The 23,168-nt window shown below is 66.8% G+C and carries 22 protein-coding genes and 2 pseudogenes; 10 read left to right on the top strand and 14 right to left on the bottom strand.

Translation table 11 applies throughout. From position 1 onward, the window contains the following. From ACNA0R_RS18550 to ACNA0R_RS18535, 4 genes are all read left to right on the top strand, one after another. The gene (locus tag ACNA0R_RS18550) at positions 1-495 is read left to right on the top strand and encodes a hypothetical protein (protein WP_415827514.1); all 495 of its coding nucleotides are present in this window, start codon (positions 1-3) and stop codon (positions 493-495) included. After that, complete coding sequence (locus ACNA0R_RS18545) at positions 492-1,880, top strand: tripartite tricarboxylate transporter permease (RefSeq protein ID WP_415827512.1); 1,389 nt, start codon at positions 492-494, stop codon at positions 1,878-1,880. The genes ACNA0R_RS18550 and ACNA0R_RS18545 overlap by 4 nt, the downstream gene beginning before the upstream one ends. A 353-nt stretch (positions 1,881-2,233) precedes the next feature. Next, a complete protein-coding gene (locus ACNA0R_RS18540; RefSeq protein ID WP_415827511.1) occupies positions 2,234-3,226 on the top strand; it encodes a zinc-dependent alcohol dehydrogenase family protein in 993 nt (330 codons plus the stop codon). Between the two features lie 35 nt (positions 3,227-3,261). Next, positions 3,262-3,762, top strand: a complete 501-nt coding sequence (locus ACNA0R_RS18535; protein WP_415827510.1) for a hypothetical protein — start codon at positions 3,262-3,264, stop codon at positions 3,760-3,762. A gap of 103 nt (positions 3,763-3,865) precedes the next feature. On the opposite strand, the gene ACNA0R_RS18530 is transcribed toward ACNA0R_RS18535, so the two are convergent. The 4 genes from ACNA0R_RS18530 to ACNA0R_RS18515 all read right to left on the bottom strand — a co-directional run bounded on the left by ACNA0R_RS18530 (position 3,866) and on the right by ACNA0R_RS18515 (position 6,371). Further along, a complete protein-coding gene (locus ACNA0R_RS18530) occupies positions 3,866-4,402 on the bottom strand; it encodes a hypothetical protein (RefSeq protein WP_415827509.1) in 537 nt (178 codons plus the stop codon). After that, the gene (locus ACNA0R_RS18525; RefSeq protein WP_415827573.1) at positions 4,399-5,028 is read right to left on the bottom strand and encodes a hypothetical protein; all 630 of its coding nucleotides are present in this window, start codon (positions 5,026-5,028) and stop codon (positions 4,399-4,401) included. Before ACNA0R_RS18525 ends, ACNA0R_RS18530 begins: the two co-directional genes overlap by 4 nt. A gap of 173 nt (positions 5,029-5,201) precedes the next feature. Further along, the gene (locus tag ACNA0R_RS18520; RefSeq protein WP_415827508.1) at positions 5,202-5,765 is read right to left on the bottom strand and encodes an isochorismatase family protein; all 564 of its coding nucleotides are present in this window, start codon (positions 5,763-5,765) and stop codon (positions 5,202-5,204) included. Between the two features lie 198 nt (positions 5,766-5,963). After that, on the bottom strand, positions 5,964-6,371 hold the full coding sequence (locus tag ACNA0R_RS18515; RefSeq protein WP_415827507.1) for an NUDIX domain-containing protein: 408 nt from the start codon (positions 6,369-6,371) through the stop codon (positions 5,964-5,966). 164 nt (positions 6,372-6,535) lie between these two features. Here ACNA0R_RS18515 and ACNA0R_RS18510 point away from each other — a divergent pair, with 164 nt between their 5' ends. The 5 genes and pseudogenes from ACNA0R_RS18510 (at position 6,536) to ACNA0R_RS18490 (ending at position 9,045) form a co-directional block, all read left to right on the top strand. After that, positions 6,536-7,108 carry a helix-turn-helix domain-containing protein gene (locus tag ACNA0R_RS18510; RefSeq protein ID WP_415827506.1) on the top strand — a complete coding sequence of 191 codons (573 nt, stop codon included), beginning with the start codon at positions 6,536-6,538 and terminating at the stop codon, positions 7,106-7,108. 1 nt (position 7,109) lies between these two features. After that, positions 7,110-7,631, top strand: a pseudogene (locus ACNA0R_RS18505) (N-acetyltransferase family protein); the annotation flags it as partial. 105 nt (positions 7,632-7,736) lie between these two features. Beyond that, a complete protein-coding gene (locus ACNA0R_RS18500; protein ID WP_415827572.1) occupies positions 7,737-8,099 on the top strand; it encodes a GNAT family N-acetyltransferase in 363 nt (120 codons plus the stop codon). Between the two features lie 7 nt (positions 8,100-8,106). Continuing rightward, positions 8,107-8,241: pseudogene (locus ACNA0R_RS18495) on the top strand (SDR family oxidoreductase); the annotation flags it as partial. Between the two features lie 21 nt (positions 8,242-8,262). Beyond that, positions 8,263-9,045, top strand: a complete 783-nt coding sequence (locus ACNA0R_RS18490) for an SDR family NAD(P)-dependent oxidoreductase (protein WP_415827505.1) — start codon at positions 8,263-8,265, stop codon at positions 9,043-9,045. A 23-nt stretch (positions 9,046-9,068) separates the two neighbouring features. On the opposite strand, the gene ACNA0R_RS18485 is transcribed toward ACNA0R_RS18490, so the two are convergent. Beyond that, positions 9,069-10,007, bottom strand: coding sequence for a LysR family transcriptional regulator (locus ACNA0R_RS18485; RefSeq protein ID WP_415827504.1), 939 nt, complete (start codon positions 10,005-10,007; stop codon positions 9,069-9,071). 142 nt (positions 10,008-10,149) lie between these two features. Here ACNA0R_RS18485 and ACNA0R_RS18480 point away from each other — a divergent pair, with 142 nt between their 5' ends. Next, on the top strand, positions 10,150-11,583 hold the full coding sequence (locus ACNA0R_RS18480) for an MFS transporter (protein WP_415827503.1): 1,434 nt from the start codon (positions 10,150-10,152) through the stop codon (positions 11,581-11,583). Here ACNA0R_RS18480 and ACNA0R_RS18475 read toward each other — a convergent pair. From ACNA0R_RS18475 to ACNA0R_RS18435, 9 genes are all read right to left on the bottom strand, one after another. Then, positions 11,580-11,939 carry a RidA family protein gene (locus ACNA0R_RS18475; protein ID WP_415827502.1) on the bottom strand — a complete coding sequence of 120 codons (360 nt, stop codon included), beginning with the start codon at positions 11,937-11,939 and terminating at the stop codon, positions 11,580-11,582. The two genes, ACNA0R_RS18480 and ACNA0R_RS18475, sit on opposite strands and share 4 nt — an antisense overlap. 29 nt (positions 11,940-11,968) lie before the next feature. Continuing rightward, the gene (locus ACNA0R_RS18470; RefSeq protein WP_415827501.1) at positions 11,969-13,360 is read right to left on the bottom strand and encodes an FAD-dependent oxidoreductase; all 1,392 of its coding nucleotides are present in this window, start codon (positions 13,358-13,360) and stop codon (positions 11,969-11,971) included. Positions 13,361-13,363: 3 nt separating this feature from the next. After that, positions 13,364-13,708: a (2Fe-2S)-binding protein gene (locus ACNA0R_RS18465; protein WP_415827500.1), complete on the bottom strand. Its 345-nt coding sequence runs from the start codon at positions 13,706-13,708 to the stop codon at positions 13,364-13,366. Continuing rightward, complete coding sequence (locus ACNA0R_RS18460; RefSeq protein ID WP_415827499.1) at positions 13,698-14,831, bottom strand: NAD(P)/FAD-dependent oxidoreductase; 1,134 nt, start codon at positions 14,829-14,831, stop codon at positions 13,698-13,700. Before ACNA0R_RS18460 ends, ACNA0R_RS18465 begins: the two co-directional genes overlap by 11 nt. Before the next feature lie 9 nt (positions 14,832-14,840). Further along, positions 14,841-15,776, bottom strand: a complete 936-nt coding sequence (locus ACNA0R_RS18455; RefSeq protein ID WP_415827498.1) for a Bug family tripartite tricarboxylate transporter substrate binding protein — start codon at positions 15,774-15,776, stop codon at positions 14,841-14,843. 143 nt (positions 15,777-15,919) lie between these two features. Further along, on the bottom strand, positions 15,920-16,807 hold the full coding sequence (locus tag ACNA0R_RS18450; RefSeq protein ID WP_415827497.1) for a LysR family transcriptional regulator: 888 nt from the start codon (positions 16,805-16,807) through the stop codon (positions 15,920-15,922). Positions 16,808-17,023: 216 nt separating this feature from the next. After that, positions 17,024-18,007 carry a Bug family tripartite tricarboxylate transporter substrate binding protein gene (locus tag ACNA0R_RS18445; RefSeq protein WP_415827496.1) on the bottom strand — a complete coding sequence of 328 codons (984 nt, stop codon included), beginning with the start codon at positions 18,005-18,007 and terminating at the stop codon, positions 17,024-17,026. A gap of 49 nt (positions 18,008-18,056) precedes the next feature. Continuing rightward, complete coding sequence (locus ACNA0R_RS18440) at positions 18,057-19,457, bottom strand: aspartate aminotransferase family protein (RefSeq protein WP_415827495.1); 1,401 nt, start codon at positions 19,455-19,457, stop codon at positions 18,057-18,059. A gap of 64 nt (positions 19,458-19,521) precedes the next feature. Continuing rightward, positions 19,522-20,244, bottom strand: coding sequence for a GntR family transcriptional regulator (locus ACNA0R_RS18435; protein WP_415827494.1), 723 nt, complete (start codon positions 20,242-20,244; stop codon positions 19,522-19,524). Between the last annotated feature and the right edge of the window lie 2,924 nt (positions 20,245-23,168).

The following is a 23,168-nucleotide window of genomic DNA, read 5'->3' as shown; positions in this document are numbered from 1 at the left end:
ATGAGTATCGATTCCACCCCATACGGCCAGCGCGCCGTACCGGACCGCGAGCCCGCATGGCAGCTGGCGGAGGTCTGGAGCGACACCGTCGACCTGCGCCACCTGGCATGGTCCATCGCCATCGGCATCGTCGTCAGCGTCGCCGCCTTCGTCGCGGCCGGCCGCTGGCTGCGCGGCATGGCATCGTCCGCGGAACTTGCGCATGCCTACGCCATGCTGGCGGGCCTGGCCGGCAGCGTGATCGCCGGCGTGGTCTGCGCGCGCCTGTTCCCGCCCAAGCGCGAGGTCATCGAGGACACCTCGCTGGCCGACCCGGCGTGGCGCGCGGAAGTGCTGGCCGAGCTGGCCAATGAGCCCGGCGGCCTGGGTACGCTGGCCGACCTGCCGCCGGCCGCGCTGCAGGAACTGCGCGAGCTGGGCCTGCAGGAGCTGTTCGACGGACAGTCCCATGCGCGCGACGCGCGCCTGCCCCAGACCAAGGAGGCGCTGGCATGAGCGATCCCATATTGTTGAACCAGATCCTGGCCGCGGCCGCCATGGGCCTGATCGGCGCGATCGTCTTCGCCGCCATCGGGCTGATCTCGGGCACCGACGAAACGACCACCATCGCGCCGCTGACCCTACTCGTCGCCTTGCTGGGCGTGCCGCCGGCCGGCGTGTTCACCTTCTTCCTGGCGGGCGCGGTCGCCAAGCACATGACGCACGCCGTACCGACGGCGCTACTGGGCATTCCCGGCGATACGCTGGCGACGCCCTTGCTGCAGGATGCGAATATGCTGCGCAAGCTGGGCGTGCCGCATATCGCCCTGCGCAAGATGATTTCCGGCGCCATCATCGCCGCCTTCGTGGCGGTGCCGCTGGCCGTGCTGTTCGCCGTCCTGCTGGCGCCGTTCGGACCGGCAATCACGCGTTCGGCGCCCTGGATCTTCCTGGCGGCCGCCGTACTGATCGCGTATTTCTCCGCGGGCCGATGGGCCGCGGTGGCGTTGCTGGTTCCCTTCGTCGTGGTCATTGTCGCGCTGCAGAGCCTGACCGCCCGCTACGGCGTCAAACTGAGCGTGAGCTATTTCCTGGGCATCGCCATCGGCCCGCTGATCGCGGATCTGTTCGCCGTCATGTCGCCGCAGGGCCGCAAGCGGATGGCCCGCGACAAGGTCCACACGCTTACGCTGGCGCCGGACGTAAAGGGCTGGTCGGGCTATTTCCCCAACCCGCTCAAGGTGCTGGACCGCACGCAGGCGCGCTGGACGCTGGCCACCGCGGCCATTTCCAGCGCGACCTTCGTCTTCAGTCCCGTCGCGATGACGGTGGTGATGGGCGAGATGGTGGGTTCCCGCATCCGCCACGCCTATCACCGGCTGACGACGGTATTGAGCGCGCGCAACGGGGTCACGGAAGCCACCTACATCGCCGAGGCGTTGATCCCGCTGATCGCCTTCGGGCTGCCCTTGAGCCCGGTGGCGGCCGGCCCCGCCGCGCCGCTGTTCAACGCGCCGCCGCGGTTCACGGTGGACAGCGCGACCGGGCAGACGCACAACCTGCACAATCTGCTGAACCACTGGGAGTTCCTGGGCTACGGCATGCTGGCCGTGGTCATCGCCTCCCTGGTTTCCTATCCCTTCGCCATGAACTACGCCCGCCGCGCCGCGTTGTTCGTATCCCGCAAGGTCAGCCACGAAGCCATCATCGCCACCTTCGTCGGCCTGATCGTGGTGATCAGCGTGTGGGAAGGACAGCTGCTGGGCCTGCTGGTGATCCTGACCATGGGGCTGCTGGGCGGCCTGCTGTCGCGATTCTTCGCGTTCAATACGGGCGTGCAGTTCATGGGCTACTACACGGCGGTGCTGACGGTGCCGGCGCTGGTCAAGCTGATTACCTAGCGCACGGTCGATTCACGCGCTCGGGGCGGCCGCTCGCGGCATAGCCCGGCGAAAGCGCCAGGCACAGCTCATAGGCCACGAACAGCAAACCGCCAGCACAAAGATACGCCCGCGGAAACGCGCGCAGCCGCGGAATGCCCGTGGTGGCGGCAAGCGGGATAGTCCATCTCCACTGGAGACCACGGCGTCCGCTCTCTGTACGGGCCGTGCGGGGAGGAAAGCGTCCTCTTCGTGCTCGCGAAACGGCTTCACGAGCAGCCGCAAGTATATGTAAAAAAAACGGCGTATTGCGCCACGGCCGGTCTGGTCAAACAATACTGTGCAGGCATAGCCCACCGAACAAGGAGCCCCCTATGACCCGAGTTGTCCGCTTTCATGAATATGGCGATGCGAACGTACTGCGCATCGAAGACATCGACGTTGCCGCGCCCGCGGCGGATGAGGTCCAGATCGCCGTCAAGGCCATAGGCCTGAACCGCGCCGAGGTCATGTTCCGCTCCGGCCGGTACCTGCAAGAGGCCGCGTTCCCGTCCCAACTCGGCTACGAGGCCGCGGGCGTGGTGAAGACGGTCGGAAGCGACGTGGCCGGATTCGCGCAGGGCGACGCCGTCAGCGTCATCCCGACGCCGGACATGGCGCGTTGGCCTACCTACGGCGAATTGATCAACATTCCCGCCAGGTACGTGGTGAAGCATCCGGCGCGGCTGAGCTTCGAGCAGGCGGCGGCGTCATGGATGCAATACGTGACGGCCTGGGGAGCCTTGATTGCCCAGGCAAAGCTGCGCGCCGACGATTTCGTGATTGTCTCGGCCGCCTCCAGCAGCGTCGGCATTGCCGCCATCCAGATCGCGCGCAGCGTCGGCGCGACGGTGATCGCGACCACGCGCACCGGCGCCAAGGCCCAGCCGCTGCAAGCCGCCGGCGCGCACCACGTGATCGCGACCCGCGAAGAAGACCTGGCGGCCCGGGTGAAGGCGATTACCAACGGCAAGGGCGCGCGCGTGGTATTCGACCCGATCGGCGGCCCGGCGATCGCCCAGCTTGCGGAATGCATGGCCTTCGGGGGCATGCTGCTGGAGTACGGCGCGCTGAGCACGGAAACCGGGACATTCCCGCAGTTCGCGGCGCTGGGCAAATGCCTGACCTTCAAGGGCTATCTCTACCTGGAAGTCATTGGCAACGATGAACTGCTGGCGCAGGCCAAGGCCTTCATCAACGCGGGGCTGGAATCCGGTACGCTGTCGCCGCTGATCTCCCGCACCTTCCGGTTCGATCAAATCAAGGAAGCCACCCGCTTCCTGGAGTCGAACGAACAGGTCGGCAAAATCGTGGTCACGGTAGACTGAGCGGCGCGTAGCAACAATCCAGGAGCAATACAGCAGTGAATCAAGCCAGCACGCCGGACGACGACACCCCCGGAGACCGCAAGACACAGGAGCCCAGGCTCTGGTGCGATGACGGCTGGACCGCCCGCGTCATCAAGAACGAGGACGACGACGGCTGGGCCGTGGAAATGACCAAGGACGGCGAAGCGGAGCCGGCCCTGGTGGGCCCATGGACCATGGGGCGCGACAAGAAGAACCCGAAGCCGCTGGATGCGCCTGCCTTCTTTACGCTGGTGAAGACAGCGAATGAAGTCCTGCGCCGGCACGAGCAGCAGTTGCATGCGACGCTGCACAAGAGCGTAAAGATCGACGCGGATGGCGGCCGCCTGACCGTCAAGCTGGACATCGTGCCGGACGAAGACGAGCCGTATGCGGTGCTGAGCGCCTACGACGAACTGGGCGAGCAACTGGCCCAGGTCAACGTGGCGCCCACTTACAAGCTCAGCGTGCAGCGGGCCGCGGAGTGGGCGGCCGGCGGCTTCGCGAAGCCACGCTGATACGCCGGAACGGCGACCGCGGCGGCCGGGACGTACGGCGCGCCGGCCGCCGCGCACGGAACGGCGGCCGTGGCGGAGGCATCAGGACGCGCGTCCCGCGCGGTCAGTGCAATGATCCCCAACGGCCCACCGCGGGCTCGGCGGCGGCCCAGCGCCACTGCTGGTCGCTGTCGCGGCAGACCTGTGTGATGAACCATTGCGAGGTCGCGGTATCCCCTTTGCCGCTGATCACGGAGAACGCCACTTCGCGGCAGGCCGTCAATGCGTTCTCGGTCTGATTGAGCACCTGCAGCTCGCCGTGCTCATCGAAGAAGCTGATCGAATAGTGGGCCGCCCATGCGCGCTTTTCACCGGGAGCCATGTTGCCGGCCGCGCGCGCGATCAGGGTCTGCTCGGTATCCTGCATGTTTCGATACACGCGCTGGATGGCGGCGTCGGTAGCGGCCTGTACGGCCACGCCGACACCCACGCCGACCGCGGGATTGCTGGTGGCCGCGCCCGTCGCGATGCCAGCCGCGGCGCCGGTAAAGCCGCCGATCGAGCTGCATCCGGCCAGGGCGCCGGTCGTCAGGCACGCGGCGACCGCCGCGCGTACGGCCGCGGCACCGATGCCAGGGTTCGCGCTACGTCGGGCCGTCACTGCAGCGATCCCCAGCGCGCCGTCGCCGGCTCGGCCGACGCCCACTTCCAATGGCCGGCCTGCTCGCAAATCGTCGCGGTATAGAAGTCGCTGCGCGGCTTGTCCTCGACCACCTCATCCACCGAGAACACGATTTCCTTGCAGTTCAACTCGCCGGTGCTGATCTGCCGCGACACGGTCACCCGGCCCTGCGCATCGGGCTCGATCTCGATCGCGTGGCGGCTTTCCCATTTGGCGGTCTTGCCTATCGCCAACGGCCCGGCGACGGCCGCGATGCGATCCTGCTGTTCCGCGTGATAGTCCTTCTCGACGTATTTGACGCCGGCCTGCGCCGCCGCCAAGGCGCCCAGGCCGATACCGGCGGCGACGGTCGGATTGCGGGTCACCTTGCTGGCCAGCGCCGCGCCACCGACACCCGCGCCCGCCGCGGCACCTTCGCTGAACAGCGAACTGCAACCGCTCGCCGAGACCAGCAGCAACGCGCCGGATAACACCGCAACCACATATTTGACGCCGCGCGGCAGACCGCCACGACGGGAACGGCCTGGACCGGGCAAGCCTTCGCGGGGCTGGGGACTGGACGCGAGTGTCCGCGGATTGTCGAACGCACTGTATGCAGGGGACATGTAGAAGCTCTCGCTGATGAAACACATCGGCGTTCGGGGCATGACCCCACGACGAACACCGCAGCGGTGCGCGGCCACGCCGCGCAAGAACGAGAGTTTACGCGAGCGCGAGCCAGCCGCGCGGTCGTGCGCTTGCCGCAAGGCTGATCGCCCGGGCCCGCTCTGCCGTAGCGTTACGCGCCACGGATGTGCATCGGGAAATCCGTGCTGGAGATCACGCCACCCGACCTTCCGGGTGCCTTCTGTCCGCTCCAATAGAGGTTGGTGTGGCGGATGACTTCCGCGGGGGTCGGGGCGCCTTGCTGCGTCATGTCGACTGTCGTATGAGCATCACCGACCAGAACCGCGTCATAACCACGGGCCAGCGCACCATGCAATGTCGAACGCACGCACATATCCGTCTGTGCGCCGGCGACGATGAGTTTGCCCACTTTCAGTCGGGAACAGACCTCTTCGAGATCGGTATCCTCGAACGCATCCCGATAGCGCTTGCCGACGATCGGCTCGTCCGCTACCGGCACGAGCTCGTCAACGATCCGCCACGCCGCGCTGCCCTCGCGGAGCTCCTCATCGGCGTGCCGGACCCATATGACCGGCACGTTCGCGCCGCGGGCACGATCGATCAACGCCTTGACGGCCTGGATCACCTCGTCACGCCGATAGGCATCGGCCACCACACCGTTCTGAAGATCGATTACCACCAACGCCGCATTGGCGCGATTTTCCAGCGTCGTCATGACGGTCCTCGGGTCAATGGTCTACTCCAGCCAATTCTCAACGGCGCCAGGGGAAGGAGAACGTATCGCCATGACGTTGCCCCCAGATTGCATATGCAGTATTGCATATGCCAGACGACCTTGAGCAAAGGCATTTTTCCCTCGTAGCGATCGCTCGGTGGAGGCGCTCTCTTCACAAGTAGCGGCATCGATTGCACGCTAGGCCAGGCGGAGGAATACATCGGGCTGGTGGGCCAGGTACCACGCGACGGATCGTGTGACCGGCAGCTGTCGGATTTCGTCCAGAAGGAAGTATCCGGCGCCGGCGCCCTCCAGGACGCGGAAATCGCCCCATTCGATGGGCTGGCGCAGCAGCATCAGGGGGGCTTCCTGGCCGTCGCTGCCGATGCGGCGGCCTATCTCGGTGAAATCCGCGGGCGGTGCGACGATGTCCAGTTCCTCCGCCAATTCACGCGAGGCCGTGTGCCAGTGATCGGGGTCTTCCGGTTCCATGCCGCCGCCCCAGAAGCTCCAGGCCAGGGGGCCGTTAACGGCTTTGCCGTCGCGCATTTGCAGAAGCGCGCGGCCCAGACGGTCGCGGACGAGAATGCCGACGTTGGTGATCACGGTGATGAATCCTTTCAGAACTGGCGCGGGGGCCGTCGCAAAGCCATGCCGCAAACCGGCATACGGATTGACGGCATCGACGGGCGCCGGCGACTGACGACATCGATTGACGCCGTGGCCATTATCCTGAAAAATGGACAAAATTTCCAATTTTCAAGATAGACATGGACATCAACGCGCTCATCGCGTCTCGCATCCGCGATCTGCGGACGAAGCGGGCCTGGTCGCTGGACGCGCTGGCCGAGCGCAGCGGCGTGAGCCGTTCCACCATATCCGTGATTGAGCGCGGCGAAAGCAGCCCGACCGCCATCGTCCTGGACAAGCTGGCCGCGGCGCTTCAGGTCCCGCTCGCGTCCTTGTTCGAGCGTCCGCCCGCCGAGGGCAGTATTTCGCCCATTTCCCGCGCCGACGAGCAGGCCGTTTGGAAAGACCCGGCGTCGGGATACGTACGACGGCACCTTTCCGCGGCCGTTCCCTGCCCCACCCAGTTGGTCGAGATCCACTTCCCCCCCGGCCAACGGGTCTCCTATGAAACCGCGATGCAGGACCCTGACGTCATCCAGCAACTGTGGATGATCCGCGGAACGATGGAAGTACGTAGCGGGGCAACGACCTGGCAGTTGGCGAAAGGCGACTGCCTGACCATGCGGCTGGATCGGCCCACCGCCTTCCATAACCCAGGCTCCGTGAACGCCCACTATCTGCTGGCGATAACGACGACCCCCAAAGGAATCTAGGATGAGGACCGAAGCCAGTATCCGTGTGGTTGGAGCGGAAGAAGCGTCAGGACTTGTTCAACCGCTGGCCGAGCTATTGATGGATTGCGTCGACGGCGGCGCCTCGGTCAGTTTCATGGCGCCGCTCGAAATGCCGAAGGCCCTGCGATTCTGGACGAATGTCGCCGACGGCGTTGCACGCGGCGACCGCATACTGCTTATCGCCGAAGTCCGCGGCCGGATCGTGGGCACGGTACAGATCGTCGTCGGCCAACCCGAAAACCAACCCCATAGAGCCGACGTCTCAAAACTGCTGGTCCACAGCGAGTTCCGCCGCCACGGCCTTGGAAGAAAACTGTTGGCCGAAGTGGACGTCGTGGCGGCGCGGGCCGGACGGACGCTGCTGGTGCTGGACACCGAAACCGGCAGCGATGCGGAACGCGTCTATGCGCGTGCGGGCTGGACGCGCGCGGGCGTGATCCCCGATTACGCGTTGAAGCCGTACGGCGGCCTGACCGCGACGACTTTCTTCTACAAGCGGCTGCCATCGCACGGCCAGGAAGCGCACACCATCGAACCGGCGCGGCAAGGCGACGCCGCCGCGATCAAGGCATTGGTCGATGGCGCTTATTCCAAATACATCGACCGTATGGGAAGACTACCGGCGCCAATGAGCGCCGATTACGCCGAACTGGCGGCCTCCGGCGATCTTTATGTGCTGCGCGCGCATGGCGTTATCGCGGGCGCGGTGCTGCTGACGCAAGACCACGATTCCATCAAGATCAACAATCTGGTCGTGGGACCCGCCGAACAGGGCAAGGGCTACGGGCGCGAACTGATGCTGTTCGCGGAGCGCATGGCGCGATCGAAGAACCTGCCGGCCCTGACGCTGTTTACCAATGCACTGATGCACGAAAACATCGCCCTGTACACGAAGACCGGCTTCGTCATAACGGACCGTAAAAGCGAAGCGGGTTTCGACCGGGTCTATTTCCGGAAGCAGCTGGAGTAAGAAGGCGAAAGGCTTTCCGTTGCGGCGCGTCGGCCTGCCCGCCGATGTCGCGGGCGCCTGCCTTTACCTGGCCAGCGAGCTGGCCGCGTATGTCACCGGTATTACACTGGACGTCAACGGTGGCGCCTACATTCGTCCGTGAGGGTCCGACATGAATGGCCGATTGCAAGACAAGATCGCGATAGTCATGGGTGGCGGCGCGTCCGCGCCCGAAGCAGGCCTCAGCAACGGCCAGGCCGTGGCGCTGATCTATGCGCGCGAGGGCGCGCGCGTGGTCGTCGTCGATCTGCATCTGGATGCCGCCGAAGCCACCGCGCGGATGATCCACGCCGAAGGCGGCGAGGCTCACGCAATGCAGGCGGACGTCAGCCGTCACGAAGACGTCAAACGCGTCGTCGCCTGCGTGGCCGAGCGCTGGGACCGCCTGGACATCCTGCACAACAACGTCGGCATCGAATACCTGGGCGGCCCGGTCGACACGCCGGAAGAAGCGTGGGACCGGGTACACGACGTCAACCTCAAGAGCGTCTTCCTGGCATGCAAGGAGGCGATTCCGCTGATGGAGCGGCATGGCAGGGGCAGCATCGTCAACGTCTCGTCCACCGCCAGCCTGCGCTATTCCGGCATACCCTATCTGGCGTACAACTCTTCCAAGGCCGCCCTGAACCACGTCTCGCGCATCATCGCCCGGCAGTACGCGCCGCAGCAGATACGCTGCAACGTGGTGGTGCCCGGCTATCTGGATACGCCCCACATCCGCACCATGTATCGCCACCTGTCCGCCGACCGCTTCGCCGAAGTGATGCGGGAACGGGACGCCAAATGCCCGATGGGCAGGCAGGGGACCTGCTGGGACGTCGCCCGCGCGGCTTTGTTCCTGGCCTCCGACGATGCTGCCTACGTGACGGGGACGCTGCTGATGGTCGACGGCGGGGCTTCGATATAGCGCCGGGACCGCGCGTCGGCCGATCAGGCGCGATCGGCCTCGGGCCCGGCGCGCTCGTCCCGGGGCCGGCAAATTTCCAGCACTACCCCGCGCAGCCACCGGTGCGCGGGATCCCGGTCCAGGCGCGGATGCCACATCTGCGACACGGTGATAGGCTCGGTGGCCATGGGCAGCGGGAAGGCGCGCAACGTGCCGCGCTCCCGCAGGTGTTCGAAGTACGAAGCGGGGATCAAGGCGACCAGGTCGGTCGCGGCCGCCACCGACAAGGCGGTGTTGAAGCTGGGCACCACGACGGCGGTGTTGCGCGCCAGTCCCATCGCGGCAAGCGCGTCGTCCACCGGCCCGCCGGGGCGGCCACGGCGCGACGTCACCACGTGGCCGCAGGCCGCATAGCGCTCGGCCGTAATCGCCGGCTCGGACAGCAAGGCATGGCCCTCGCGCACCACCGCGATGAAGCGGTCGCGAAAGAGCGCCTGGACGCGTACCTCCGGACCCGCCTCGCCCAGGACGCCGATATCCAGGTCGAGCAGCCCTTCGCGCAGCGGGCGCACGTCCTTGTCCGGCTTGGGCGCGAACCGCAGGCGGACGCCGGGCGCCTCGCGCGCGGCGCGGGCCACCAGGCGGTGCGCGAAGGCCTCGATGAAGCCGTCGTTGGCGCGTATCGTGAACAGGTTCTGGAGCGTAGCGGGATCCATCTCCACGCCGGCGGGTTGAAGCACCACGCGTGACTCCTGCACCAGCTCCCTGACGCGGTCGCGCAATGCGAGCGCATGCGGGGTGAGCACCATGCCCCGGCCCGCCCGCACCAGGAGCTGGTCCGCAGTGGTTTCGCGCAGCCGCGCGAGCGCCCGGCTCATGGCGGATTCGCTCAGGCCCAGGCGTTCCGCGGCCTGCGCGACGCTGCCCTCGGAAAGCAGTGCGTTCAACGCCAGCAATAGGTTCAGGTCGGCTTCTGTGGGCATGGCTGGAATCTAGCACGGCCGCGCGAATTCCAACATGCGCCGCATGCAGGGATAAGTTGCGCGCCACGCGCTGTGCAAGCCGGCCGGCCAGGCCTAAGCTGGCCTGGCGCGATACAGCGTGCCCCTTACAGGTCTTCCGATCATGTTGCCATCCCTGTCCAGCCCCCATCCCCCTCCCGCGATTGCGCACACCATTCAGGCGAAGAAGGAGAACGATGCGGACGATGCCGACGGCCTGCCGCTGCCGCGGCGCATTGCCGCCGTCACGGCCGTGCTGGGCGCGGGTGTACTCGTCGTGCTCGATGGCGCCATCGCGAATATCGCGCTGCCGGAGATCTCCACGCAATTGCAGACGACACCGGCCGATGCGATCTGGATCGTCACCGCTTATCAACTGGCGGTCGTCATGTTCTTGTTGCCGGCTTCAGCCGTCGGGGAAAGGTATGGGTATCGGCGGATCTTTGCCGGCGGTGTCGCGCTCTTTACCGCGGCATCGGTCTTGTGCGCATTGGCGCCGTCCCTGCCCTGGCTCGTGGCCGCGAGATGTCTGCAGGGCCTGGGCAGCGCGGCCGTCATGCCGCTGGGGCTGGCGCTGTTGCGGTTCATTTATCCGCGTCGATTGCTGGGGCGCTCGATCGCCTGGAACGCGCTGGCCGTCGCGGCCGCCTCGGCGGCGGGGCCGACCCTGGGCGCGTTGATACTGTCCGCCGCAAGCTGGCCGTGGCTGTTCGCGGTGAATCTGCCGATAGGCCTGTTGGTGCTCGCCGCATGCGCAGCCTTGCCGGCGCCGGCCCGCTCGACGCGCCGCATCGACCCCGGCAGCATCGCGCTCAACGCGGTCATGTTCGCCGCTTTCGTGCTCGGAAGCGACCGGCTGGTGATGCGTCCGCTGGACGGCGGCGCGCTGCTCGCCTTGTCGGCCGTTTGCATGGTGCTGCTGGTACGGCGGGAGACGCCCAAGGCGGCGCCCCTGATTCCGTTCGACCTGCTGCGCGTGCCCTCGTTCCGTGCGTCCGTGGTGGCGTCGGTGTGCTGCTTCACCGGCCAGATGGCCGCCTTTGTCGCGCTGCCGTTCTACATCCAGCACGAACTCGGCCAGAGCGCCGTGACCGCGGGGCTGCTGATGATCCCCTGGCCGCTGGCGGTGATGCTGGCCGCGCCGCTGTCGGCCCGCCTGGCCCAGCGCGTGCCAGGCGCCTGGCTGTGCGCGGCCGGAAGCGGATGCTTCGCGATCGGTCTGGCGCTGTGCGCGATGTGGCCCTTGCACGGCGACCCCGCCTTGCCGATTGTCGTGTTCACCAGCCTGGCGGGCCTGGGCTTCGGCTTCTTCCAGACGCCGAACAATCAGAACATGCTGTTGTCGGCGCCCAGGGAGCGCAGCGGCGCGGCCGGCGGCGCGCAAGGCACCGCGCGGCTTACCGGCCTGACGCTGGGCAGCCTGCTGATGAGTTTGATGTTCGCGCTGCTGCCGGCGCACGACGCGGTGCACTGGGGGCTGGCGTCGGCGGCCCTGGCCGCGTTGGCCGGCAGCGTGGCCAGCTTGTCCAGGGGACCATGGCCCGCCGGCGGGATCTAACTCCGGGCGACGGCGGCGGTGACGATGATCTCGACAAGAATGTCCTGCGCGGCCAGCTCGCATTGCGCCGTGGCGCGGGTGGGCGCCGCGTTCGGCGCGGTCCAGGCATCCCAGACCTCGTTCATGCCGGCGAAGTCGCGCTCCAGGTCCTTGATCCAGATCTGCGCGGTCAGCAGGCGGCTCTTGTCGGTACCGGCTTCCGCCAGGAATTTCTCTATCTTGGCCAGCGTCTGGGCCGTCTGGCCGCGTATGTCCTGGCTGCGATCGTCGGCGGTCTGGCCGCCCACGAAGACCATATTGTTGTAGACCACGGCGCGCGAGCGGCGGGTGTCGGTCGCGATGCGTTTGATTTCCATGTCTGGGACTCTTCAGGCGGGTTGAAAAACTATTCTTCGAGATGGGCGAGCTCGCCCAAAGTGATGGGCTTGATCGGTGGCCGGATCCGGTAGTAGCCGACCTCCCGCGGACTGACCTTGCGTTCGTCCGCGATGATTTCGGTCACCGTCAGGCCGCAAAGGCGGCCCTGGCATGGCCCCATCCCGCACCGGCCGAAGGCCTTGGTCTGGTTGGGGCCCAGGCAGCCGACTTCCACGTATTTCCGGATCTTGCCGGCGGGAACCTCTTCGCAACGACAGACGATGACGTTGCCGTCCGTGGGAATGCGATGATCGTCCCGCGGGCGATACAGCTGGTCCAGGAAGGGCCGGATCCTCACCTGCTTGCGGAATCCGGCCAGCAGTTCGGCCTCGCGCGCGTGCATGGCCCTGGGTTCGATACGCTGCAAACGGCGGGCAATATCCAGCGCGGCCAGGCGCCCTTGCGAAGCCGATGCCTTCGCGCCCACGATGCCCCGGCTGTCGCCCGCGATATAGATGCGCGTATCGTCGATCTGTCCGTACGGGTCCGTGCGCGGAATCCAGCACAGTTGCCCCTCGTCCCACCGGTGTTCGGCGCGCAGCGACCAGCTCAGTTGCGTATTGGGGACTACCCCCTGATGCAGCAGGATCAAGGAAGACGCAATGCGCCGCCGCCTGCCTTTGTGCCGGAAGGTAATCGCCTCGGCCCTGTCGGCGCCTTCGATGGAAAAGCCGCTTGCGCCGGTGTAGGTTTCGACGCCGTGCGCGCGTATCGTCCTGAGCATCTTCGCGCCCTTGGCCAGGTCGTTCCAGCCTTGCACCGCGCGGAAGAGATGCGGGACGGCGCGCAGGTAATCCGCCGTGCCGGTCGTCTGGATCAATGCCTTGATCTTCACGCCCGCGTCCAGATACTGCTGCGCCAGGAGCAGCAGGAGCGGCCCGCATCCCGCGATCACGACGGGTTCGGACGGAATGGCGCCCGACGCCTTGTAGAGGATCTGCGCCGCCCCCGCGCCCATGACGCCGGGCAGGGTCCATCCAGGGATGGGGAAAGGCCGCTCCATCGCGCCGCTGGCAAGCACGACGGCCTGCCCCCGCACCGTTCCACCGCGGCCGTCCTGCAGATAGGAAACCGTCCTGTCCCGGTCGACGTTCCAGACGGCGGCGCCCGCACGGTGGTCCGCGCCGCAAGCGGCAAAAGATTCGGCCAGGGCCGCGCCGGCGGCATAATCCGCGCCAAGGACCTTGCGCCTGTGCGCGGGCGCGTCCTCGATGGCCCGGTAGATCTGCCCGCCCGGCCGCCGCTGTTCGTCCAGCACGACGACGCTCAATCCGGCACGCCGCGCCTCTATCGCCGCGGACAGCCCCGCCGGCCCCGCCCCGACCACCACCAGGTCGTATCGTTCGACATTTGCATCCATATCTCAGTCCTTGCCGCTCGGCGCATCGAGCTCGGTGGCGCCTTCCTGGCGCCTGATCACCATTCCGTCACGAACCGGGACGAGACAGGACTGCCGGCCGGGAAGGCCGTCTATCTCCACGAGACATTCGAAACACACACCCATCATGCAGTAAGGCGCCCGAGCCGCCCCGGACACCGGCGTGGACCTGAACGCGCGCACGTCCGACATCAGCAAGGCCGATGCGACGCTGATCCCTTCCGGCACCGCCAGGGGCTTGCCATCGAAATGGATGCGGACGGTTCGCGCGCTGTGATTGCCCTCCGGCATGAACAGGGAAATGGCGGTCTCTGAATCGTTAGTGCGCATTGCTGAACTTCCGGTTGGGGTCGAGGAAACGCTCCCCGGCGAACTGCTCCAAGTCTTGCGGCGCCGGCTTGACGCCCGCGATCCAGGGCGCGATTTCGAAGGCATGCGAACCCGCCAGCGACACGCCGCTATGGCTGGTTGCAACGAATGCGCCCGGGAAGCGCGCCGACTCCTGATAGATCGGCGCGCCATCGGGCGTCATCACCCGAAGCGCCCCCCAGGCGCGCACCAGCTTCACGGTGGACAGGAGCGGAAAAGTCGTCACGGCGCGTCTGGCTATCCATTCGATGGCGGACACGGTCGTGCCGTCGTCCAGGCCCACATCCTCGACGGAGAACCCGAGCTGAACGGTCCCTTCCGCCGTTTGACGTGCCTTGTTCGTGGGATACGGCAGGAATTTCTTCAGCCGTTCCGTGATCAGTACCTGGCCCCGGTTGGCCACCACCGGCGCATGCAGTCCCAGCTGCGACGCGAGCGCGTCGTTGCTCAGGCCCGCGGCCAGCACGATCTTGTTGCCCGTCCAGCTGCGTCCGTCGACCGACCTGGCCTGGAAACCGGTAGACCTGCCCGCCGCCTTGACCTCGCGGACATCGACGCCGTTGCAAATGCGTCCGCCGCGCAGCTTCAGGCCGGCATGCAGGGCGTGCAGCAGTTTCAGCGGATTGACGTGACCGTCCAGGGGACACCAGCTGCCGCCCACGACTTTCGGACCGATCGCGGGCAGGCGTGCTTTCAGTTGCGCGTGGTCCAGCATCTCGAACGGAGTGCGGCCGTCGGCGTTGATCCCGGCCAGCATGGCCTCGCGTTCGACCATCTCCTTTTCGCTGAAGCCCATCCAGAAGCCGCCGTTTTGCCGCAGGTCGACATCGACGCCGGTCAGTTCGGCCAGCTCCCTGGCCAGCGGGCCCCAGTGGTCCACCGCATCGCGGCTCCATCGGGCGTAGCGGGGAAAGCCGGCGCCCTTGCTTTGCAGCCAGACCAGGCCGAAGTTGCCGCGCGAGGCGCGATGGGCGATGTCGCCCTGATCCAGCAGGGTTACGGCGCCGCCGGTCCTGGCTATGCCGTACGCGATGGCGGCGCCAACCAGCCCGCCGCCTACGACGATGATTTCATTCGAGGACATACGACCTGGCTACTCGAGCGTGATGTGGTTGCGCCTGATCACCTCGCCCCAGCGGGCGCTGTCGGCATCGAGCATCTGCCTGAATTCCGCGATGGAGGCCGGCGCCACCGTCGCGCCCAGCGCGGCGTGCTTCTTGATGACCGCGGGATCGGCAAGCACCGCGTTGATCTCGCGATTCAGTTTTTCCACGATGGCCGGCGGCATATTGGCCGGACCGACGACACCGCCCCAGGTTTCCATCTCCAGCGCGGGGTAGCCGGCCTCGCGGATGGTGGGCACGTCGGGGAGCATGGGCGAGCGATGCGGGCCGGTAATGGCCAATGCGCGGATGCGGCCCGCCCGCGCCTGCGGCTCCATGGAAGTGAAGTTGCTGAACATCATCTGGATCTGTCCGGTGGACAAATCCAGTTCGGCGGCGGGCGCGCTCTTGTAGGGCACGTGGGTCAATTGCGCGCCGGACAGGTTCGCGAACAAGGCGCCCAGCACATGCAATGCGGTGCCGGTACCCGTGGAGCCGTAAAACAGGGCGTTCGGATGCGCCTTGGCGTAGGCCACCAGCTCGGCCACCGTCTTTACGGGCAGCTTGGGGCTGACGCCGAGCAGATTCGGCTGCGTCCATTGCCGCGCGATGGGCGTGAAGTCTTGCGCGGGGTTATAGGGCAGCGACGGCGCGGTCAGCGCGGTGACCGTATACGTCGCCAGGTTGGCGTTGCCGATGGTGTAGCCGTCGGGAGCGGCCTTGGCGACGATGTCCAGGCCGATCGCGCCCGAGGCGCCCGGCCGGTTCTCGACGATGACGGGCTGGCCCAATCGCTTGCCCAGTGCGTCGGCCAGCACCCGGGCCGTGCCGTCCGCCGCCCCGCCCGCGGCGGCATTGACGATGAACCGGATGGGCCGCTCGGGCCAGTCGGCCCGCGCCGCCGGTGTGGCGAAGATCATCCCCATTGAAACGGCGGCTATCCAGGGCCGACACGCGATGCTCCAGGACATCAGGATCCCCTTGAAATTTATTGAGGCTCCATCCTAAGAAGTCATCGCATCCGCATCCATGGATCCCAGGTGATCGACCCATACCTGGATGTTATGTTTCAGCCATGCGCCGCGGCGACCAGCCGGATAAGCTCGCGCGCGGGCGCCGACATCCGGGTATCGCTCATCGCGGTGGCATAGACGGTGTAGGCCATGGATGGCCGTAGCGGCAGCGTCACGCCGCCGCGTTCCCTATGCTTGATGCCCGTCAAGCGATCCACGACGGCGACACCCAGGCCTTCCAGGCAAAGATCGCTGATGGACTGGAAAAGCGAGGCTTCCGCCATGGCGTCGACCCGCACGTCGTTGGCCCGCAGCCATGCATCCAGGCGCGGACGGAACGTACCGGTCGGCGAGATGAAGGGAAGCCGGCCCAGCGCTTTCACATCCACGTGCGGAGCGCCCGCGTCCAGCCATGGGGACGTGCCGATGCAAACGCAATCCGCGGAAAACTCCGCGACGGTCTCCAGGCCGCCCAGCGAGAACGTATCCGCCGTCAGCCCGATGTCGGCCTGCCGCGTCTTTACCTGGCGAGCCACGTCGACGTACGAACTGACCTGCAGGCTGATCAACACATCGGGAAATTTCCGCCGGAGCTGGGCGACCACCCGCGGCATGATCGAGTGCCCGATGGAGGGGATGGCGCAGATGCTCAGCTGCCCGAGTTTCTGCTTGCGCAACTGGGCGGAAAAATCCACGATCTGTTCCAGGCCCAGGAAGGACTGCTGTACCTTCGCCATCAAGGCATGCGCTTCATCCGTGGGCTTGACCGTGCGCCCGCTCTTGGCGAACAGCAGGAAACCTATCGAATTCTGCAGGTCGGCAATCAGCCGGCTCATGGCCGGCTGCGATATTCCCAGCGCATCGGCTCCGGCGCTGATGCCACCGTGCAGCATGGCGGCCTGGAAGGCCTCGATCATCCGGTAAGTGACATTCCGCTGGTTCATTAGGCCCCTGCGCGGCGCGGTTGAAAGAATGGTGGAGCACGCCGGTCATCGCTATCGGGCCGGCATGCCCGCCATTTTCTCATCCCGGGGCCGGCCGGAGCCGGGCCGGCCAGGGCCATGTCGGGACGGCTCCATGGGCAAAAGGGCCGCCGCCCGCGGACTGCCCGGCGGGCTCCCGGCCAGCGGTCCGGGCCGCCCATGCCCCGCCGGCGGCGCCTAATTCTGGGCGACGCCGGCTGCCTTCATGAGGCGCCCCGTCAAGGGGATATCCGCCTTCATGCGCGCGGTAAAGGCGGCCGGCCCGGCGCCGTCGGCCGGCAGCTCGGCGCCGGCCTGCGCCAGCGTCGCCACGAATTCCGGCATGGCCATGACCTTCGCCATCGCCGCGCGCAGCTTGTCCAGCACCGGGGCCGGCGTGCCGCGCGGCGCCACCAGGCCGTACCACGGCGCCAGGTCGAAGCCGGGATAGCCCTGGTCGGCGATAGGCGCCACGTCGGGCAACAACGGCGTGCGATGCGCCGTGGTCACGGCCAGCGCGCGGACCTTGCCGCTCTTGATATAAGGCAGGCTGCTGATGATGGTGTCGACGTAAAGCTGCACGTGGCCGCCCATCACGGCCGGCAAGGCTTCGGCGGCGCCTTTGTAAGGCACGTGCGACATGCGGGTGCCGGCGCTGTTGTTCAACATCGCCATCGCGAGATGCGACTGGGTGCCGGTACCGTAGGATGCATAGCTGAGCGCGTCGGGATGCGCCTTGGCGTACGTGATCAACTGGCCAATATCCTTGGCGGGCAGATCATTATTGGATACCAGCACCAGCGGCGTAATGCATAGCAGCGAGATGGGCTCGAAGCTGTCCGGATCGTAGTCCAGCGTCTTGTACATGAAGCGGTTGGCCACCATGGACGATGACGTCGCCAGCAGCAAGGTATAGCCATCGGCCGGCGCGCGCGCCACGACCTGCGAACCGATCATCGAAGCCGCGCCGGGCCGGTTGTCGATGATGAATGGCTGCCCCAGTTCACGCGACATCCGTTCGCCCAAGGCCCGGGCGATGAAGTCGGTGGCCCCGCCGGCCGGGAACGGCACGACGACGTGCACCGGGCGATCGGGCCAGGCGCCCTGGGCTTGAACGGGTTGTAAGTGGGCGCACAAGCCCAATACGATCGCGCCGAACGCGCGAAGAATTCCACGGTGCATGATATTCCCTTGAAATATATGCCCTTGTGACGGGCGTTATGGCCGGCCCTTATGTTGGCGCCGGCTCTTCCCAGCGTGACTGCGTACGCAGCCAGTCCCAGGTCTCTTCCAGCGCGGCATGCACGCCGTCGAACAATTCGTCGATCTGCGGCTTGGTGATGATCAGCGGCGGGCAGAAGTTCACCGTATCGCCCAGCGCGCGCGTGATCACGCCGTGCCGAAGCGCGCATTCGCCGACGCGGGCGGCCACCCCCATTTCGACCGGAAAGGTGGTCTTGTCGTCCTTATCGGCCACCAGCTCCGCCGCGCCTATCAGGCCCGCCCCGCGCGCCTCGCCCACCAGGGGATGTTCGCCCAGTTCGGCCAGCCGCCGCTGGAAATGCGGCACGATGGCGCGCACGTGGTCCAGGATGCGGTCGTCTTCGTAGATGCGCAGGGTTTCCAGCGCCACGGCGGCGGCGACGGGATGGCCGCTGTAGGTGAATCCATGGCTGAAGGTGCCGATCTTGCGGCTTTCGCTGACCATGGCCTGGTATATCCGATCGCTGACCAGCAGGGCCGAGATCGGCAGATAGCCGGCCGACAACTGCTTGGCCAAGGAGATCATGTCCGGCTGAATACCGTAGGTTTCGCAGCCGAACATATTGCCCGTGCGCCCGAAACCGCAGATCACCTCGTCGGCCACCAGCAGGACGTCGTGCCGGCGCAGCACCGCCTGGATTTTCTCGAAGTAGGTGGCGGGCGGAACGATGACGCCGCCCGACGCCATGATGGGCTCGGCGAAGAAAGCGGCTATCGTGTCGGGCCCTTCCGCGCGGATCAGCGCATCCAGCGATTCCGCGCAGCGCGTGGCATAGGCCTCCTGCGATTCGCCCGGTTGCGCGTTGCGGTAATAGTTGGGGCAGTCGGTGTGCAGGATGCGGTCGATGGGAAGATCGAAATCGCGATGGTTGTTGGGCAGGCCGGTCAGGCTGGCCGACGCCACCGTCACGCCGTGATAGGCCCGCGTGCGCGAAATGATCTTCTTCTTTTGCGGACGGCCCAGCGCATTGTTGTAGTACCAGATCAGCTTGATCGCCGTGTCGTTGGCCTCGGAACCCGAATTGGCGAAAAAGGCCTTGGACATCTTTCCCGGCGCCATGCCGATCAGCTTTTCGGCGAGCCGGATGGCCGGCTCGTTCGATTTGTGGCCGAACGCGTGATAGAAGGGCAGCGTGCGCATCTGGCGGTCCGCCGCGTCGGCCAGGCGCGCTTCGCTGAAACCCAGCGAAGCGCAGAACAATCCCCCCAGGCCTTCGATGTAGCGGTTGCCCGCGGTGTCGTAGACATACACACCATCGCCGCGTGCGATCACCATCGGGCCGACCTCTTCATGCAGGCTCAGATTGGTATAGGGATGCACGGTATAGCGCACATCGGCCGCGCGCATGGCGTCGTATTGGTTTTGCATGAAGCTGCACCTGGGTGGGGAGCGCCCGCGGCCACGACGGCCGCGGGCCTGGAATGCTTGCCGGCTAGGCGCGTGGCGCCGACGGGCCGGAGTGTGGATCCTTATTGGCGACCATGCCATGCGCGCCGCCTGAAGCGGCCATCAATGCGCTGAGCGCCGGCACGGTGCCTTCGATATGCTCGCGCATCACGGCTTCGACCCGCGCGGGATCGCCTGCGCGGAAAGCCTGCACGATCCCCATGTGGTCGTCCCGCGAGCTCATGGGCTTGTCGGCATATTGCAGCCACAAGCGCATATGGGGCTCCACCACGGCATGCAGGGCCGCGATCTGCTGCATCAGGCGCGGACTGGCGCTCAGGCGGCATAGATACTCGTGGAATTGGCGGTGCGCGGTCACCCATCGGGGGACGTCGCCATCGCACTCTTCCATGACATCGATCAGCCGTTGCAGTCCGCCGATATGGGTTGGTCCGATGCGGCGCAAGGCCGTACGCGCGGCGAGGCCTTCCAGCACCGCGCGCATGTTGAACACCTCCTCCATCTCGGGCACCGACAGGCCGCGCACCAGCGCGCCGCGGTTCGGCCGCAGGCTCAGCAGGCCTTCTCCGGCCAGCCGCTTGAAGGCTTCGCGCACAGGCATGCGGCTGGTGCCGATCGCCGCGGCGATTTCCTCGGGCACGAGCCGGTCTCCCGCCGCGTAGGCCCGCACGCGGATGCGCTGGAGGATGTAGCGATAGGCTTCTTCTTCCGCGGTTAGCGCCGCGGGAGCGTCGAAAGCGTCGTCCATTTCTTAGTTACAATTGTCAGACTGGATATATGGATGTGTGCATCATCCTAGCCGGCCCTACGACGCGGCCGCCATAAGGGTTTGCCCAGCCGGCAAGGGAGTCCCCCTGCCCGACCCCACGCCGGAATTCATCGACAAAAATCCCGGATTCATCGAAAAAATCCCGCGTTTTCAAGGACGCGTGGCACACTCCGGCGCTCCCGAGAACCATAAAAAACCAGCCGGTCCATTCCAGGCGGGGCCGCTGCGCGGAGCAGAAGCAGAATGAACGAACCGGCCGCAATCACGAAGCAGCGCAAGCCCAGCAACGACAAGACCGGGCAGCGCGCCACGCATGCGGGCTTCGTCATCCCGGGGTGGGTCCATCCCCATGGCAACCCATTGCCCAGGCTGGCGCTTCTTTCCACCGCGGTGGCATGCGGATTGATGGGAGTCCTGCCGCGGGCCGCGCAGGCATCGTGTAGCGAGAGCACCTCCAACGGCACCGTCACGTACAACTGCAGCATTTCCAGCGGCTCCTATTCCACCGGCCAGGTCCTGCTTTACAGCGGCGCCAGCGGCACCAACAGCAACAAGACGGGCGGTGCCGGACCCCAGGTATCGATCACCAACGACGGCAGTTTCTCCATCGGCTATTCGATGTCCGGCGTCATCGGCGGCGCCGCGATACTCGGTGGCAGTGAAGGCGGAAGCGGCTATGACGACGGCACCGCCGGCGCCGCCGGCGCCGTCACGCTGACCAACAACGGCACGCTCAGCGCCTTCCTGAACGGCACGGGCACCGGCTTTTTCCCCACCGGCAAACTGCTGTACGCCCTGTCGGCGGGCGGCAATGGCAGCACCGACAACAAGAACAACAATTCCAACGGCGGCCATGGCGGCAACAGCGACACGGTAACGGTGAACAACAACGCGGCATTGAGCATGTCCGGTACCGTATCCGGCGAAGGATTCTTCGGCATCCTGGCGGATGCCCATGGCGGCACCGGCGGCGAGCAGAACAACTCCGCCTTCGGCGACCAGTTGGGCGGCGGCGGTGGCAGCGCCGGCACGGCCACGGTCAACAATAACGGCAGCATCGCGCTGGGCAGCAGCGGCAGCCGTGTACAGGGCACCGCCCTGGGCGCCGCCATCCTGTCGCAATCCGTGGGCGGCAGCGGCGGCCCCAACAACGGCAGCGCCGGCTCCGGTGGCTACGCCGTGGTCAACAACAGCGCGCCCATTAGCGTCTATTGGAATGCCACGACGGGAGGCTATCTGTTCGGCGTGGCAAGCCGTACGGCCGGCGGTAACGGCCTTCCCTCCACCGACAACAGCGACCAGGGCGGCAGCGGCGGCGTTGCGCAGTACGCCTCGGTCACCGCATCGACCGCGAACGTGCTGTTGGATGTGACGGGTTCGTCGAACGCCGTGGGCGCCGGCATCGCGGCGCTGAGCCATGGCGGCGCCGGCGGCAAGGGACCGTCCAGCGACAAATACGGCGGCAACGGCGGCGCGTCGTGGGGTTCCGAGGTCCAGCTGATCAACGGCGGTTCGGTGACCACGCACGGCGACGCCATGTTCGGCATACTGGCCGAGTCGCTCGGCGGTCTGGGCGGGGATGGCAGCAATGGCGGCGCCCTGGCCGGCACGGGCGGCGGCGGCGGTTTCGGCGGCAACGGCGGCATCGTGTACGTGAAGGCGGACGCCAGTTCGAGCATCACCACCACCGGCGCCTATTCCACCGCCATCGTCGGCCATTCCGTCGGCGGCGGCGGCGGCACCGGCTCCGATTTCGTCGGCGTGCTCGGCGGCTCGGGCGGCAACGGCGGCAATGGCGGCGACGCGTCCAACGTCACCATCCAGTCCGCGGGACGCATTGCCACCAGCGGCGACCATGCCTATGGCATCCTGGCCCAGTCGGTGGGCGGCAGCGGCGGCAATGGCGGCGTGGATACTTCCACGCTGGTGTCGCTGGGCGGCTCCGGAGCGGGCGGCGGCACCGCGGGCATGGCACAGGTCGCCAACACCGGCGGCATCACCACCGGTGGCTACTCGGCGCACGGCATCGTCGCGCAATCGATAGGCGGCGGCGGTGGCGCCGCCGGATCGGCGAATGGCTTGCTGGCGGTCGGCGGCAACGCCGCGGGCACGACCACTTCGCCAGGCGGCATGGTCCAGCTCTATAACGCCGGCTCCGTTACGACGGCGGGCAACGCGGCGATCGGCCTGCTGGCGCAGTCCGTGGGCGGAGGCGGCGGCACCGGCGGCAGCGCCAAGGGTATTGCGGGAGTGGGCGGAACGGGTTCGGCCGGCGGCGCCGGCGGCGCCGTCAACATGTTCAATCTGGGCACGATCAACACCTCGGGCAGCTATGCGGTCGGCGCGCTGGCCCAGTCCGTGGGCGGCGGGGGCGGCAACGGCGGCGACACCATGACGGTGTCAACGGGTTTGTCCCTGGGCATAGGCGGCAGCGCCAGCGGCGGCGGCAGCGGCGGCGCCGTTTGCGTGGACAACACCGGAAGTTGCGGATCCCTGCCCGCCATCCTGCCCGGCGTGATCACCACGCTGGGCGACTATGCCATCGGCCTGGCCGCGCAGTCGGTGGGCGGCGGCGGCGGCAATGGCGGCAGCGCCAGCAACGTGAGCCTGGCGTCGTTCGTGCAGCTGCAGATCGGCGGGTCCGCCGGCGCGGGCGGCGGCGGCGGCGATGTGACGGTGCGGCAGGATTTCCTGTCGATCACCACCAGCGGCCAGCATGGCACGGGCGTGCTGGCGCAATCCATAGGCGGAGGCGGCGGCAACGGCGGCGATTCTTCATACTTCAATGCCACCATCGGCTTCAACGCCGGCGTGGCGATCGGCGGCAGCGGCGGCTCCGGCGGCTCGGCCGGTACGACCACGGTCAACCTGAACAACAGCAGCATCGTGACCGGCATGCCGCC

The organism is Bordetella sputigena (assembly GCF_965137885.1).
In the GTDB taxonomy this organism is placed as follows: Bacteria; Pseudomonadota; Gammaproteobacteria; order Burkholderiales; family Burkholderiaceae_B; genus Bordetella_C; species Bordetella_C sputigena.
This window is presented reverse-complemented; position numbering and strand designations above follow the sequence as displayed.